Origin of the sequence: Meridianimaribacter sp. CL38 (assembly GCF_004328055.1) — a bacterium.
GTDB lineage: Bacteria > Bacteroidota > Bacteroidia > Flavobacteriales > Flavobacteriaceae > Gaetbulibacter_B > Gaetbulibacter_B jejuensis.
Genome location: NZ_QKWS01000004.1, coordinates 231,374 through 245,174 on the forward strand (window position 1 = coordinate 231,374; position 13,801 = coordinate 245,174).

The 13,801-nt window shown below is 32.9% G+C and carries 13 protein-coding genes; 3 read left to right on the plus strand and 10 right to left on the minus strand.

Going from position 1 to position 13,801, the window contains the following annotated elements; translation table 11 throughout:
* Window position 1: 1 nt before the first annotated feature.
* Window positions 2–2,236 carry a TonB-dependent receptor domain-containing protein gene (locus DMZ43_RS11350; protein WP_131508338.1) on the plus strand — a complete coding sequence of 745 codons (2,235 nt, stop codon included), beginning with the start codon at window positions 2–4 and terminating at the stop codon, window positions 2,234–2,236.
* A gap of 237 nt (window positions 2,237–2,473) precedes the next feature.
* Here the strand turns inward: DMZ43_RS11350 and DMZ43_RS11355 are convergent, their stop codons facing one another.
* From DMZ43_RS11355 to DMZ43_RS11365, 3 genes are all read right to left on the minus strand, one after another.
* Window positions 2,474–3,283 (minus strand): anti-sigma factor domain-containing protein, encoded by an 810-nt coding sequence (locus DMZ43_RS11355; protein WP_131508340.1) that lies wholly within the window; start codon window positions 3,281–3,283, stop codon window positions 2,474–2,476.
* Window positions 3,284–3,814 carry an RNA polymerase sigma factor gene (locus tag DMZ43_RS11360; RefSeq protein ID WP_129761258.1) on the minus strand — a complete coding sequence of 177 codons (531 nt, stop codon included), beginning with the start codon at window positions 3,812–3,814 and terminating at the stop codon, window positions 3,284–3,286.
* A 94-nt stretch (window positions 3,815–3,908) separates the two neighbouring features.
* A complete protein-coding gene (locus DMZ43_RS11365; protein ID WP_131508342.1) occupies window positions 3,909–4,529 on the minus strand; it encodes a superoxide dismutase family protein in 621 nt (206 codons plus the stop codon).
* 138 nt (window positions 4,530–4,667) lie between these two features.
* Here DMZ43_RS11365 and hemN point away from each other — a divergent pair, with 138 nt between their 5' ends.
* Both hemN and DMZ43_RS11375 read left to right on the plus strand, forming a co-directional pair.
* Entirely contained in the window at window positions 4,668–6,035 is a 1,368-nt protein-coding gene (hemN, locus tag DMZ43_RS11370) for an oxygen-independent coproporphyrinogen III oxidase (protein WP_131508344.1), read from the plus strand.
* 89 nt (window positions 6,036–6,124) lie between these two features.
* Window positions 6,125–6,955, plus strand: a complete 831-nt coding sequence (locus DMZ43_RS11375; RefSeq protein ID WP_129761261.1) for a universal stress protein — start codon at window positions 6,125–6,127, stop codon at window positions 6,953–6,955.
* 23 nt (window positions 6,956–6,978) lie between these two features.
* Here the strand turns inward: DMZ43_RS11375 and DMZ43_RS11380 are convergent, their stop codons facing one another.
* The 7 genes from DMZ43_RS11380 to ccoN form a co-directional block, all read right to left on the minus strand.
* The gene (locus tag DMZ43_RS11380; RefSeq protein WP_131508346.1) at window positions 6,979–7,791 is read right to left on the minus strand and encodes a universal stress protein; all 813 of its coding nucleotides are present in this window, start codon (window positions 7,789–7,791) and stop codon (window positions 6,979–6,981) included.
* 71 nt (window positions 7,792–7,862) lie between these two features.
* Entirely contained in the window at window positions 7,863–8,564 is a 702-nt protein-coding gene (locus DMZ43_RS11385; RefSeq protein WP_131508348.1) for a sulfite exporter TauE/SafE family protein, read from the minus strand.
* Window positions 8,565–9,011: a FixH family protein gene (locus tag DMZ43_RS11390; protein ID WP_129761264.1), complete on the minus strand. Its 447-nt coding sequence runs from the start codon at window positions 9,009–9,011 to the stop codon at window positions 8,565–8,567.
* A gap of 11 nt (window positions 9,012–9,022) precedes the next feature.
* On the minus strand, window positions 9,023–10,453 hold the full coding sequence (gene ccoG, locus DMZ43_RS11395; protein ID WP_129761265.1) for a cytochrome c oxidase accessory protein CcoG: 1,431 nt from the start codon (window positions 10,451–10,453) through the stop codon (window positions 9,023–9,025).
* Between the two features lie 10 nt (window positions 10,454–10,463).
* Window positions 10,464–11,417 (minus strand): cbb3-type cytochrome c oxidase N-terminal domain-containing protein, encoded by a 954-nt coding sequence (locus tag DMZ43_RS11400; protein ID WP_131508350.1) that lies wholly within the window; start codon window positions 11,415–11,417, stop codon window positions 10,464–10,466.
* A 4-nt stretch (window positions 11,418–11,421) separates the two neighbouring features.
* Window positions 11,422–11,598: a CcoQ/FixQ family Cbb3-type cytochrome c oxidase assembly chaperone gene (locus DMZ43_RS15045; protein WP_129761267.1), complete on the minus strand. Its 177-nt coding sequence runs from the start codon at window positions 11,596–11,598 to the stop codon at window positions 11,422–11,424.
* Between the two features lie 3 nt (window positions 11,599–11,601).
* Complete coding sequence (gene ccoN, locus DMZ43_RS11410; protein WP_131508352.1) at window positions 11,602–13,797, minus strand: cytochrome-c oxidase, cbb3-type subunit I; 2,196 nt, start codon at window positions 13,795–13,797, stop codon at window positions 11,602–11,604.
* Between the last annotated feature and the right edge of the window lie 4 nt (window positions 13,798–13,801).

Genomic DNA, 13,801 nt, shown 5'->3' on the forward strand with positions numbered 1-13,801 from the left:
TATGAAAACAAAACATACAATATTGGTATTACTAATGTTAATGGTGAGTTCTATTGCTTTTTCACAGCATTTAAAAGGTAAGGTTTTAAATACTTTTAGTCAACCTTTGGAATCTGCTTATGTATTTAACGTTACTACAAAAAGTCATGCACATTCATCTGAAAATGGTCTATTTACTATTGATAATACAAGTGTAGGAGACAGTCTAAAAATAGGATTGTTAGGTTATGAAACAAAGTTTGTTGTTGTAAGCTCTTCAAGTTTTGAAGCAACATTACTTATTACGCTTCAGGAAAAGGCGTTTCAATTAGATGAAATGATAATTACTGAAGAATTAAATACAGCAAGTACTATAACTAGGTTGGATATGAATACCAATCCGTTGAATTCATCGCAAGAAGCACTGCGTAAAGTACCTGGATTAATTATTGGACAGCATGCTGGAGGAGGAAAAGCAGAACAAATTTTTCTTAGAGGTTTTGATATAGATCATGGTACTGATGTATCAATAAATGTAGATGGTATTCCAGTAAACATGGTGTCTCATGCGCATGGACAAGGTTATAGTGACTTACATTTTTTAATACCAGAAACGGTTAATAAAATAGATTTTGGTAAAGGTCCTTATTATGGAGATAAAGGTGATTTTACTACAGCAGGTTTTGTAGATTTTTCTACAAAAGATTATCTAAAAGAAAGTGCGATAACATTTTCAATGGGAGATTTTAATACCTTAAGAACTCTTGGGATGTTTAATCTTCTAGAAAAGTCAAAACATCAAAATGCATATATAGCTACTGAATATTTAGCAACCGATGGACCTTTTGAATCGCCTCAAAATTTTAATCGAATTAATGTATTTGGAAAGTATGTTACTTTTTCATCAGATAATTCAAAATTGTCATTAACTGCTTCTCACTTTACAAGCAGATGGGATGCTTCTGGTCAAATTCCGCAACGTGAAGTTGATAATGGAAATATTACACGTTTTGGAGCTATTGATGACACTGAAGGAGGAGAAACCCAACGCACAAATTTTAACGTTGAATTCAATAAGTATATCACAGATAACACACGCTTAAAAACTAATGCGTTTTATTCGCATTATGCTTTTGAATTGTATTCTAACTTCACATTTTTCTTAGAAGATCCAGTTAATGGAGATCAAATTAAACAGCAAGAGGATAGACATATTTTTGGTGCTAATGCAAGTGTTGTTAAAGAAACTAGTTTAGGGTCAACTCCTGTAACTATTAGTTCTGGTTTAGGTCTTAGACATGATATTGTAAATGATATTGAACTGTCGCATACACTTAACAGAAAAACCACTTTAGAGCAAATACAATTGGGTGATTTAAATCAAACAAATGTAGATGCTTTTGTAAATGCAGAATTTGAGTTTGGAAAGCTTAAAGTAGCTCCTGCATTGCGCTTAGACTATTTTAAGTTTTTATACAACGATAAGTTACAAGCTAATTACACTACGCAGTCTGAAACTAAAACAATTTTAAGTCCGAAACTTAATTTTTATTACGATGCAGCTAGTAACCTTCAACTGTTTTTAAAATCAGGAATTGGTTTTCACTCTAATGATACAAGAGTTGTTGTAAGTAATCAAGGAGAAGATGTTTTACCAAGAGCTTATGGATTGGATTTTGGTAAAGTATGGAAGCCATTTCCAAAACTAGTGCTTAATTCGGCATTGTGGTATTTGTTTTTAGAACAAGAGTTTGTGTATGTAGGAGATGCTGGAGTTATAGAGCCTAGCGGAAAAACTGAACGTTATGGTCTTGATTTAGGCTTAAGGTATCAATTTAATGATTGGTTGTTTTTTGATACTGATGCAACAATTACTCATGCTAGAAGTACAGAAGATCCTGATGGACAAAACTATATTCCGTTAGCTCCTGATTTTACATTGGCTGGAGGATTATCGATTAATGATTTGAATGGGTTTTCAGGAGGAATTAGGTATAGATATATTGATGATAGACCAGCAAATGAAGACAATAGTATTGTAGCAGAAGGCTATTTTGTAACCGATTTTAATGCTAACTATAGTTTTGATAATATCACTTTAGGGTTTGTAATAGAAAACCTTTTTGATACCGAATGGAATGAAACACAGTTTGCTACAGAGTCTCGTTTGCAAAACGAAGCACAGTCTGTTGAAGAAATACATTTTACACCTGGAACACCTTTTTTTATTAAAGGAACTATTGCATATAGGTTTTAAATAGAAGATGTAATTTGACTATTAATTTGAGGGAAATAATGGTTGACAACAACTAGCAAAAATAAATTGATATAGGTTGAATTAGTGGTAAACCATACTAGTTATGGTTGTTTTTAGAGTTTTTTTGTTAGTGGAAAGTGTCTGTTTATCTTGTGTAAGCAGGCATTTTCTTTTTTTAAATTAAAAAAGCATTAAACTATTGTTTAATGCTTTTTGCTATTTTCTAAAAGAGATTTTTTAAGGGGTAGATGGCGTAACAACACCAAGTGTATAAAGTTGCTCCATTGTTGGTGATTCGCTTCCACCTTCAGGTTCTAATGTGATACCAAACGCTTGACTTTCATAAGTGTTGGCTATAGCAAATATCTTGTTGTCATCAGTATTAAAATCATCAATAGTACCTAAACTTGTTGGTGTTAATGGGTTTAAGGTTAACGACCATACTTGCCAAACTTTGCCTTCAGGTGCATTAGGTAATCCTTGAGCATCTAAGTAAATGCTGTTGTCTGCTTTATTCCAGTATACTTTGGCATAAGCATTTTCAAACTCACCTTGCCCACCAAGTGGTACAGCAATGATATCTTTATCACGTAATACGTTTAAAAGGTTTTTTGTTGCTGCAAGATTATTTTTAGCAGCTTCAATTTGCTCTTCTAAATAGGCATTTTCAATATCAGCTGTAGTAATATCAGCTTCTAATTGCTTGTTTTGGTTTAGTGTCCACAGTAAACCAGCTCCTACAATAAGAGCAGCTGCCCAACCAGTATAAGTAAACCAATTATACTTAGGTTTAGTTATTGAAACAACCTTAACCTCGTTATCACCAAGTTTTAGTTTTTCTTTAATAATATTGAAAATATGAGAGCTAGGTTTTGGCGATACAGCACTTGTAAGCTTTATAACTGAAGCTTCAATTTCTAATACTTCCTGTAAAATTTCAGGATGCTTTAGCATAAGTTCATACACTTCTTTACTTTCGTTTTCAGAAAGTGATCCTGCAACGTAAAGTTCCAAAATTCCAGATTCTATGTATGCTTTAATATCCATTTACTTTATTAACATTTCTCTTAATTCCTTAATGCAATTTCTGTTTCTTGTTTTTATGGTACCTATAGGCATTTCAAGTGTTTCAGAAGCTTCTTTTTGAGTGTAACCTTTAAAATAAAGTAGCTCAATAACTTTAATACACTTTTTGGCAAGTTTCTTTACATATTTTGAAATACCAATGGCATCAGTTTTGTCATTAAGGTTTTCATTGTTTTCCAAGATATCTACGAAAAATTCCGCATCAAGGTTTTTCTTTGAGTTCTTAAATGCTTTTGACCTTGTTTTATCTATGGCTGCGTTTCTTGCAATGTTTAAAATCCAAGTAAAAAAGCGACCTTTTTCAGGTGAGTAGCTGCTAGAATTATGCCATACTTTTATAAAAACATCTTGCATAATTTCTTCAGCTATATCGTTGTCTCTAACAATGTTGTAGATAACTCCATGCATGCTTTCGCTATACATATTGTATAACGATTCAAATGCTTTTTCGTCTTTTTGTTGAAACTGAGATATAAGAGTTTCTAGTTGCATTGTTTGGTTTTAAGAATACCGAAAATAGTGAATTTAAACCAAAGAAAAAAGCTACACGAGGTAGCTTTAAATCTTTATTGAGTATTTAATTTTGTTATTCAATAATTCCTCCACAGCTTACTCTACTGCCTGCAGCTCCAGATGGTTGAGAGGTAAAGTCGTCTGTCCCTTGGTGAACAATAACAGCTTTTCCTAAAATGTCTTTAGTGTCATCGCCACAGCCAATACACCATTGGTCAGTACTAAAAGTAACGGTTCCTTTTCCGTTTGCGTTAGCACTAAAGTTTCCAATGTCTCCTTTGTGGTATCCTTTGTCGTCTCCCCATTTTCCATGAGGTTGAGCAGTTGGGTTCCAGTGACCACCTGTTGAGGTTCCATCTGCTGATGAACAATCGGCTTTTTCATGAAGGTGAATAGCGTGAGAACCTTCAGTTAAACCATCAAAAACAGCAATCATAGTAACAACACCTTTTTCTTCTTTAAAAAGAGCATTACCAGTAACATTACTTTCGCTTTTAGCTTCAAGTTTTACAGTTACTTTTTTTACTACATCAGTTGGAACGTAAGGCTCTGAGGTTGTTTTTTTTGTTTCGGTAGCTGTAGGAGTTTCGGTTTCAACATTGTCTGTTGCTGTTTCAGTTTCTTTTTTATCGCTTTTACAAGAAATATTGAAACTTAATACTAATGCAACTATAATAAGAAGTGTTTTTTTCATTTTGTATTTAGGTTTTTAAATGAATAGTGAAGGTAAACATTATTTCAAATAAATTAAAACAATAGCTAACTTTTATATGATAAATGTCATAGTATAACTGTTGTTGTGCATCTACCTTTGAAGTATAAAATTACACAAATGAATCATAACGAATTAATACTCAAGTACAACATACCAGGACCAAGATATACAAGCTATCCAACTGTACCATTTTGGGATATGGATACATTTTCTCTTAAGCAATGGAAAGCCTCAACACAGCAATCGTTTGTTGAGAGTAATAACAACGAAGGGATTAGTCTTTATATTCATTTGCCTTTTTGTGAAAGTTTATGCACATTTTGTGGTTGCAATAAACGAATCACCAAGCGTCATGAAGTAGAATCTCCTTATATAACTGCACTTTTAAAAGAATGGCAATTGTACTGTAATTTGTTTGAGAGTAAACCTGTAATTAAAGAATTGCATTTAGGTGGAGGCACACCAACTTTTTTTTCGTCTCAAAACTTAAAGCGTTTAATTGAAGGAATTACCCGAAAAGCAGTTTTAGCAGACCATTATGAGTTTAGTTTTGAAGGACATCCAAACAATACTACAAGAGAGCATTTACAAACACTTTTTAACCTAGGATTTAAACGAGTGAGTTTTGGAGTTCAGGATTATAATGAAACAGTTCAAAAAGCAATACATAGAATTCAGCCATTTGAAAATGTAAAATATGTGACTGAAACCGCAAGAGAAATAGGATATACAAGCGTAGGACACGATATTATTTTTGGGCTTCCGTTTCAAACAGTTGAGCATATAAAAGAAACCATTGAAAAAACAAAACAGTTAATGCCAGATCGAATAGCTTTTTACAGCTATGCGCATACGCCATGGATAAAAGGTAATGGTCAAAGAGGTTTTAATGATGCCGATTTGCCAAAAGCCGAAGACAAGCGATTGCAATATGAAATAGGTAAAGATATGCTTAATGTAGCAGGATATTCTGAAATAGGAATGGATCACTTTGCATTACCAACAGACACCTTATATGAAGCTATGACAACACAAAAACTACATAGAAATTTTATGGGTTATACAGCTTCAAAAACTCAAATGATGATAGGACTAGGTGTGTCGTCAATTAGTGACAGTTGGTATGGCTTTGCTCAAAATGTAAAAGGTATTGAAGAATATTATCATTTAATTGAAGAAGGAATTATTCCTGTATTTAAAGGACATATATTAAATGAAGAAGATTTAGTTATTAGACAACATATTCTTAATTTAATGTGTCACTATAAAACCTCATGGAAATGTGAGTCGTTAAAGCTTAATGATTTAGAATCAATTAAAGCTAAATTATCAGAAATGATAAAAGATGAGTTACTAATACTAGAAAATGAAGGTTTAAAGGTTACTAAAAAGGGAAAGCCTTTTGTTCGCAATATCTGTATGGCATTTGATGTATTATTACAAAGAAAACAACCTGAAAAACAATTGTTTTCTATGACAATTTAATAACCTTAAAAACTTGTGAAACACATAAAAAAGTTGTAAATTAATACTTACAAAAAACACAAAATTTAACCTTTAAAAACACCCTAAAAATGAAAAAAATAATAGTTCCAATAGACTTTTCTGAACACTCTGAATATGCTTTAGAAGCTGCTGCTGTAATGGCAAAACAAAATCATGGAGAGGTTTTGGCGTTACACATGTTGGAGCTTTCTGATGCAGTTTTAACCAAAGGAAGTCTAGAACAAGGAGAAGAAGCTATTTTTTATTTAAAACTAGCTGAAAAACGATTTGAAGAATTTTTAGATAAAGACTATCTAAAAGGTGTAACTGTAACTCCAATTGTTAAACACTTTAAGGTGTTTAGTGAAGTGAGTCAAGTAGCACAAGACCATAGTGCAGATTTAATAGTAATGGGATCGCATGGTACTAGTGGCTTATCCGAAATATTTGTAGGTTCAAATACTGAGAAGGTGGTAAGACATTCTGAAATTCCTGTTTTGGTTTTAAAAAACAAGTTAGAGTCTACTGCTTTTAAAAATGTATTGTTTGCAACAGATTTCTCTAAAGAATCTATAGATGTTTACAAAACAGCAATTAATAAATTTGAAGGTATGGGAGCAAAAGTGCATTTGGTTTATGTAAATACTCCTGGTAAGTTTTTGAATTCTACCGAAATGAGGCAAAAAGTATCAGGGTTTTTAACAGCTGCAGCAGGCAATACAGATGCAATGTCGCAAACAACTTTTGTATCAGATTATACAGTTGAATCTGGTATTTTAAATCATGCTAATGCTATTAATGCCGATTTAATTGCTGTAGCAACACATGGTAGAAAAGGGATTACACATTTCTTTGAAGGCAGTATTTCTGAAGATATTGCAAACCACGCAATACTGCCAGTAATGACATTTAAAATATAATATACTTATATATTACTTTGGTATTAATTATGAACAATCAGTAAGGGCAAGTTTAAGCTCTTACTGATTTTTGTTGTTGAAGACTCAGAAATTAAACGCTTTAAGAAGCTTTCTTTTTCAATTATTAGTCCAACTAAATTAATTTCATTTAACTGCTGGTATGTCATTACAGCATCAGGTAGAGCAACATTTTTAATAATGTTATAAGTGTAGTTTACTACTTTTTCTTCAAGATGAAGTTTATCACTTTCGGCTAAAGTATCATCATTGTCAATTCTTAGCACATGAATATTTGTGTGTTTTAAATCTATAAACTTTAGTAATCTGTCAAACTCACTAGTATTTAACTTATCAGACTCATCTAATGGAATTAAAACATTTTTAATATTTTGATAGTGAAACTCCTCAGGAACAATTAAAGTAGGGTGTTCAATATTTCTGATAATTTTAAGCGTATTAGAACCAAAAACAGTTTCCATTAAGCTTGTAGCTCCATCATAACCAGCAACTATTAAATCAATAGTATTTAATTCGATAGATTGAGATATGGCACTCAATAAATCGTCATAATCTATAATGGTTGAAAATTGATGCTGCTTGTATTTATCTGTAAGTTTAGATTTATAATGTTCTAACTCTTGTTTTTCGTCTTTTATAATAGCATCAAAAACAGTATCGCTACTGCTAGTCATTAAATCGTCCATTATAAAGTTTCCAGACTTATACACATACATTAAGAAAAAGTGACAAGGACTGGAGTTAAAGTGAGACAACGCATAGCTAATAGCATTATTGGCACTTTTAGAAAAATCAGTAAGAAGAAGAATGTTTTTCATAGTTTACTACCTCGTTTAACAAAGATACAGTTTTATAGTTCAATGTGTTTGTTATGAGGGTTTTAATTGTTTTAGTGGCAGTTGATGTTCCCTGAAACCATTTCCACAACAGGAGTAGGAGATATGTAAGGAATCCCTAATCCTAAACCTCTTAAAATAAATAGCACACCAATAATAACTACAAAAACAGGAATCGCTTTTTGTATTCGTTGTTTAATAGTTGTGTTTAAAAATTTTCCTAAATAAATAGCACTTGTCATTAAAGGAACAGTCCCTAAACCAAAAAGAGCCATATACATAGTACCTTGTGTAATGGTACTGCTTACTAAACTCCCAAAAACAGCCATATAAACTAATCCGCAAGGTAAAAACCCATTTAAAAACCCAATAGTTAAAAAAGTGTCTGCAGTTTTCTTTTTTAAGGCACTACCTAGTTCACTTTTTACTTTTGAAATTATTTTGTGTAACGGTTTTGATAAGTTGTATTTGCTAAACGTTTTGTAGGGTAATAAAACCATAACAATCATTAATACACCAATGCATATTGAAAGTTGTTGCTGTAAACCAAAGATGTAAAGGTTTTTACCAATAAGCCCAAAAATTAGCCCTATTGTACTGTATGCTAACAGTCTTCCAATGTGGTAGGTTGTAATTTGGCTTATTTTTTTTACGGAATTACTTCTGTCAACAGGTAACATAAAGGCAATAGGACCACACATACCAACACAGTGAAAGCTACCTAATAGACCTAATATGAATGCAGACCAAAGCATTTAGTAAACAATTTCTTTTTTAAAACGATAAGGAATTTCGTTATATTCCCAATCAATAGTAATGTTCCAACGACCACCTAACAAACGGTTGTCAGGTACGAGCAAATTGTGGTTTGATAAAGAAATTGGTGTTTCAAAATCAAATTGCTTGTTAGATGGTCTATATAGGAACACTTTTCCGGTTATTTTTGATGCATCAAGATCTTCCGGAAAGCTTATTAATAAACCTGTATCAGTTTTTTTGCAGGTAATATTATGTTTTAGCTGAGCTGCATTTTTTTCTTTGTTTATATTTTTCTGAAGTTCTAATTCTTGTTTATAATAATCTTCAGTAACTAAATCATGATCGTACTTATCATTTGTACTCATGGTAACAACAAAGTACATGATAAAACCAATGAAGCCAATAAATGCAAGTACAATTCCAGTTCCCCAATTAAATTTCATAACAATATTTTTTAATGATAACTTCTTGGTCCCAAAAAGTTAACTGTTGTGGTTTCTATAAATTTGTCGTGACTATACACATCTATTATAAGCTTGTTTTTATCACCTTTTAAATGGCTTTTATTTATTTCAATAAATAATGTGCCTTCTGCTAAACCTTGTTCAGGAACCATAAAATCTTTAGTTGTTGAAACAAGCTTTATCTCGCCCTCAAAATTTCTAAGTTTAAAACTTACATTATCAATTTCTTGAGTGGTTTTGTTTATAATTTTATAAGTAAACACATTGCTTATAATGTTGTTGTCTTTTTTCTCGTAAAGTTGTCCTGGTAGTCTAAGAATTCTAGCTTCAACATCATTTCTTAATAAGAGCATACCTATTAAAACTCCTGTTAAAATAGTTAGGACAGCTATATAGCCTTTCATTCGGCTAGTAAGCTTAAAGGTTTCTTTTTTCTCAATTTCATCTTCACTAGCATAACGAATTAAGCCTTTTGGTAAATTAATGCTTTCCATGATATGGTCGCATTCGTCAATACAAGCAGTACAGTTTACACATTCTAGTTGTGTGCCATTTCTAATATCAATTCCTGTAGGACAAACATGTACACATTGTAGGCAATCAATACAATCTCCATGTCCTAAAGCAGTCCTATCTTCATTTTTTCTGAATTTTTTACGACCATTTTCACCTTCACCTCGCTTATGGTCGTAAGCAACAACTACCGATTTGTTGTCTAATAATACACCTTGTAGTCTTCCGTAAGGGCAAGCAATAATACACACTTGTTCTCTAAACCATGCAAAAACAAAGTAGAATACAGCTGTAAAAATGAGTAATGGAAATAATGTCCCTAAATGCTCTTGAGGACCATCGATAATGTATCTTAAAAGTTTATCGCTACCAATAAGGTACGCAAGAAAGATATTAGCTATTAAAAACGAGATGATCAAAAAGACAAACCACTTTAAAAGACGTTTTCTTATTTTTTCGGCATCCCACTTTTGTTTGTCTAGTTTACGTTGTTTGTTTCTGTCGCCATCAATCCAATACTCAATACGTCTAAAAACCATTTCCATAAAAATGGTTTGAGGGCAAATCCATCCACAAAATATACGCCCAAAACCAACCGTAAAAAGTGTAACGAAAACGACACCAATAATCATTGAAATAACAAACAGGTGAAAGTCTTGAGGCCAAAACGGAAACCCAAAAATGTTAAAGCGTCTTTCTAACACATTAAACATTAAAAACTGATTGCCATTTACTTTAATAAATGGAGCAGAGAACAAAAAGGCAAGCAAAAAGTAGCTAACTATTTTACGTCTTTCATAAAATTTACCGCTAGGTTTTTTTGGATAAATCCAAGCGCGCTTGCCTTCATCGGTAATAGTACCAATAGAGTCTCTAAAGTTTTCGTTATTTTGTGTTTGTTGGCTCATTAAGCAACGTTTAATTCACAGTTGTAGAATCAGTTTCAGTAGAAATTTCTTCTGTTAAGTTGGTTTCTACATTTTCAGTTATAGAACCTTCAGGTATCCAAAGTTCGCCTTCAGGGTCTTTTGGTTCAGCAGGTGTTGTACCTTGAAATGTGAGTACATAACTTGCTACTTGTGCAATTTCAGAAGGTTTTAAGTTTTGTTTCCAAGCAATCATACCTTTACCATCACGACCTCCTTCTGATACTGTTTTAAATACATTTTTAATTCCTCCACCTAAAACCCAATATTCATCGGTTAGGTTAGGACCAATACCACCACCACCATCAATTTTGTGGCATGCAACGCAGTTGGTGTCAAAAATTTTCTTTCCGTTGCTTAAGTCTGAAGCTTCAGTAAGTAATTCAACAGTATTAAAATCAACCAAGTCTTTAGCCGTTTTTTTGTATTCTTCGATAGCTATTTTTGCTTCGGCATATTCTTGTGCTAATTCATCATATTGACTGTCACCATTAAATACATGGTATTTTAATAAGTACACAGCAGCAAAAGCAATTGAGATGTAAAAACTATAAATCCACCAAGGCGGAAGAGAGTTGTCTAACTCTTTAATACCATCATAATTATGGTCTAAAATAATTTCGTGTTCTTCTTCGATAGGTTTTGCGCCTAATAGTTTTTTATAAGTGTTTTGAATCCACTTAATGAATTTTGGTGTTCTTGTACGTTGTGCGTCGTATCTCGCTTTTGCTTCTTCATCTAAACTTTGATAAAGTACGTTATCCATAGAACTTACTATACCTTCAGTAGCAATAAGAATAAGTAGTACTAATACCAAAAACAGTGATAGCAATGGATACTCAATAAATGCTGGTTTATCACCTGAGTCAATCATATATTCAGCAAAAAAAGCAATAGCGAAAAATACGATTGGAACTCTAAGCCATGATGGAATAAATTGTCTCATAATTTTAATTGTTTTTTTTGTCTAATGGCAAATTGCTCACAGTAGTTATGTACTCTTTTTTAGCTGTTATAACCCACCAAAATAGTGCAACAAAAAAGAGGAAGAATATCATTAAGGATATTAAAGGATATATCTCTATACCAGTAATACTTTCCATGTGGTTTTTTACAAATTTCAACATGACTTATTGGTTTTGTGTTGTTAATTGTGCTTCTAGTTCTTGAACTTTTATGTCAGTTCCAAGACGTTGTAAATAAGCGATTAAAGCTGTAATTTCTCTATTTCTCATTTCAATGAATTCGCTTCCAGCTGCTTTTTTATCAGCTTCGTAGCTTTCAGCAAAATCAGGATCTGTATAAAGGTTTTTCTCAATTTGAGTACCTTGTTCTGTCATGCTTTGTTGTGCATTGGCAATATCCTCTTCGGTATAAGGAACTCCTAATTTTACCATAGCTTTCATTTTAGCTTCAGTCATAGATTTATCAAGTTCATCACGAATCAACCATTGATAAGCAGGCATAATAGAACCTGATGAGGTACTTTGTGGATCATACATATGGTTAAGGTGCCAGTTGTCAGAATATTTTCCGCCTACACGATGCAAATCTGGTCCTGTACGTTTACTTCCCCAAAGGAATGGATGGTCGTATACAAATTCTCCAGCTTTACTGTATTCTCCATAGCGTTCTACTTCACTTCTAAAAGGACGTACCATTTGTGAGTGACAGCTTACACAACCTTCACGTATATAAATGTCTCTACCTTCAAGTTCTAAAGGTGTGTATGGTTTAACACTTGAAATAGTTGGGATATTAGACTCTACCATTATTGTTGGTATAATTTGAATAATACCACCAATTAAAATAGTAATAGTAGCTAGTATAGTTAGTTGTACTGGTTTACGCTCTAACCAAGTATGGAAGGTTTCTCCAGCAATTCGTCTTTTTGAAACACGTTGTAGAGCAGGAGCCTCAGCAAGTTCATCGCTTACCTTGCTGCCTTTTTTAATAGTAACAATTATGTTGTAAGCTAAGACAAACATTCCAATAATGTATAACGATCCTCCAATAGCACGCATCCAGTACATTGGGATGATTTCAGAAACAGTTTCTAAAAAGTTACCGTAGACTAAAGTTCCGTCAGGATTGAATTGTTTCCACATACTTGCTTGAGTAAATCCAGCAACATACATAGGTAATGCATATATAATAATTCCTAAAGTTCCAATCCAAAAGTGGAAGTTTGCCAATTTTGTTGAGTGTAGCTTGGTGTTGAATAATCTTGGAATCAACCAATAAATCATACCAAAAGCTAAGAAGCCATTCCAAGCTAAAGCACCAACATGTACGTGAGCAATAACCCAATCGGTAAAGTGGGCAATAGCATTTACGTTTTTAAGTGAAAGCATTGGGCCTTCAAAGGTTGCCATACCATAACCAGTAATTGCAACAACCATAAACTTTAACACAGGGTCAACACGTACTTTATCCCAAGCGCCTCTTAATGTTAATAGACCATTTATCATTCCTCCCCAAGAAGGCATTAATAACATTACCGAAAATGCTACACCTAAATTTTGAGCCCACTCTGGTAAAGCAGTATATAATAAGTGATGTGGTCCTGCCCAGATATAAATAAATATTAATGACCAAAAGTGTACTATAGATAATCTATATGAGTAAATAGGTCTATCTGCTGCTTTTGGAACAAAATAGTACATTAACCCTAAGAATGGAGTTGTTAAGAAGAATGCTACTGCATTGTGTCCATACCACCATTGTACTAAGGCATCTTGAACACCTGCATAAACTGAATAACTTTTTAATCCGCTGATTGGTAATTCTAAACTGTTAAAAATATGAAGAACAGCAACAGTAACAAATGTGCCTAAATAAAACCAAATGGCAACATACATGTGACGTTGACGACGTTTTAAAATAGTTCCTATTAAGTTCCAACCAAATACAACCCATACAATAGCAATAGCTATATCAAAAGGCCATTCTAATTCGGCATATTCTTTACTAGTTGTATAACCTAAGGGAAGTGTAATTGCTGCTCCAACAATTATAAGTTGCCAACCCCAAAAGTTGATATTACTCAAAGCGTCACTAAACATTCTTGCTTTTAGTAAACGTTGAGAAGAGTAATACACACCTGCAAAAATGGCGTTACCTACAAAGGCAAAAATAACAGCATTTGTGTGTAAAGGTCTCAATCGACCAAAGCTTAACCACGAAATACCGTCGGTTAGGTTAGGGAACAAGAACATAAAGGCTAGTAGTAAACCTACAAGCATACCCACAACACCCCAAAGCATGGTAGCGAGTAAGAATTTTTTAACAATCTTGTTGTCGTAATAAAATTGTTGTACTTCCATAATA

Excerpts from the sequence above, each read along its gene's own strand:
- DMZ43_RS11350 (WP_131508338.1), top strand. The coding sequence starts at position 2 with ATGAAAACAAAACATACAATATTGGTATTACTAATGTTAATGGTGAGT.
- DMZ43_RS11355 (WP_131508340.1), bottom strand. The coding sequence starts at position 3,283 with ATGGATATTAAAGCATACATAGAATCTGGAATTTTGGAACTTTACGTT.
- DMZ43_RS11360 (WP_129761258.1), bottom strand. The coding sequence starts at position 3,814 with ATGCAACTAGAAACTCTTATATCTCAGTTTCAACAAAAAGACGAAAAA.
- DMZ43_RS11365 (WP_131508342.1), bottom strand. The coding sequence starts at position 4,529 with ATGAAAAAAACACTTCTTATTATAGTTGCATTAGTATTAAGTTTCAAT.
- hemN (WP_131508344.1), top strand. The coding sequence starts at position 4,668 with ATGAATCATAACGAATTAATACTCAAGTACAACATACCAGGACCAAGA.
- DMZ43_RS11375 (WP_129761261.1), top strand. The coding sequence starts at position 6,125 with ATGAAAAAAATAATAGTTCCAATAGACTTTTCTGAACACTCTGAATAT.
- DMZ43_RS11380 (WP_131508346.1), bottom strand. The coding sequence starts at position 7,791 with ATGAAAAACATTCTTCTTCTTACTGATTTTTCTAAAAGTGCCAATAAT.
- DMZ43_RS11385 (WP_131508348.1), bottom strand. The coding sequence starts at position 8,564 with ATGCTTTGGTCTGCATTCATATTAGGTCTATTAGGTAGCTTTCACTGT.
- DMZ43_RS11390 (WP_129761264.1), bottom strand. The coding sequence starts at position 9,011 with ATGAAATTTAATTGGGGAACTGGAATTGTACTTGCATTTATTGGCTTC.
- ccoG (WP_129761265.1), bottom strand. The coding sequence starts at position 10,453 with ATGAGCCAACAAACACAAAATAACGAAAACTTTAGAGACTCTATTGGT.
- DMZ43_RS11400 (WP_131508350.1), bottom strand. The coding sequence starts at position 11,417 with ATGAGACAATTTATTCCATCATGGCTTAGAGTTCCAATCGTATTTTTC.
- DMZ43_RS15045 (WP_129761267.1), bottom strand. The coding sequence starts at position 11,598 with ATGTTGAAATTTGTAAAAAACCACATGGAAAGTATTACTGGTATAGAG.
- ccoN (WP_131508352.1), bottom strand. The coding sequence starts at position 13,797 with ATGGAAGTACAACAATTTTATTACGACAACAAGATTGTTAAAAAATTC.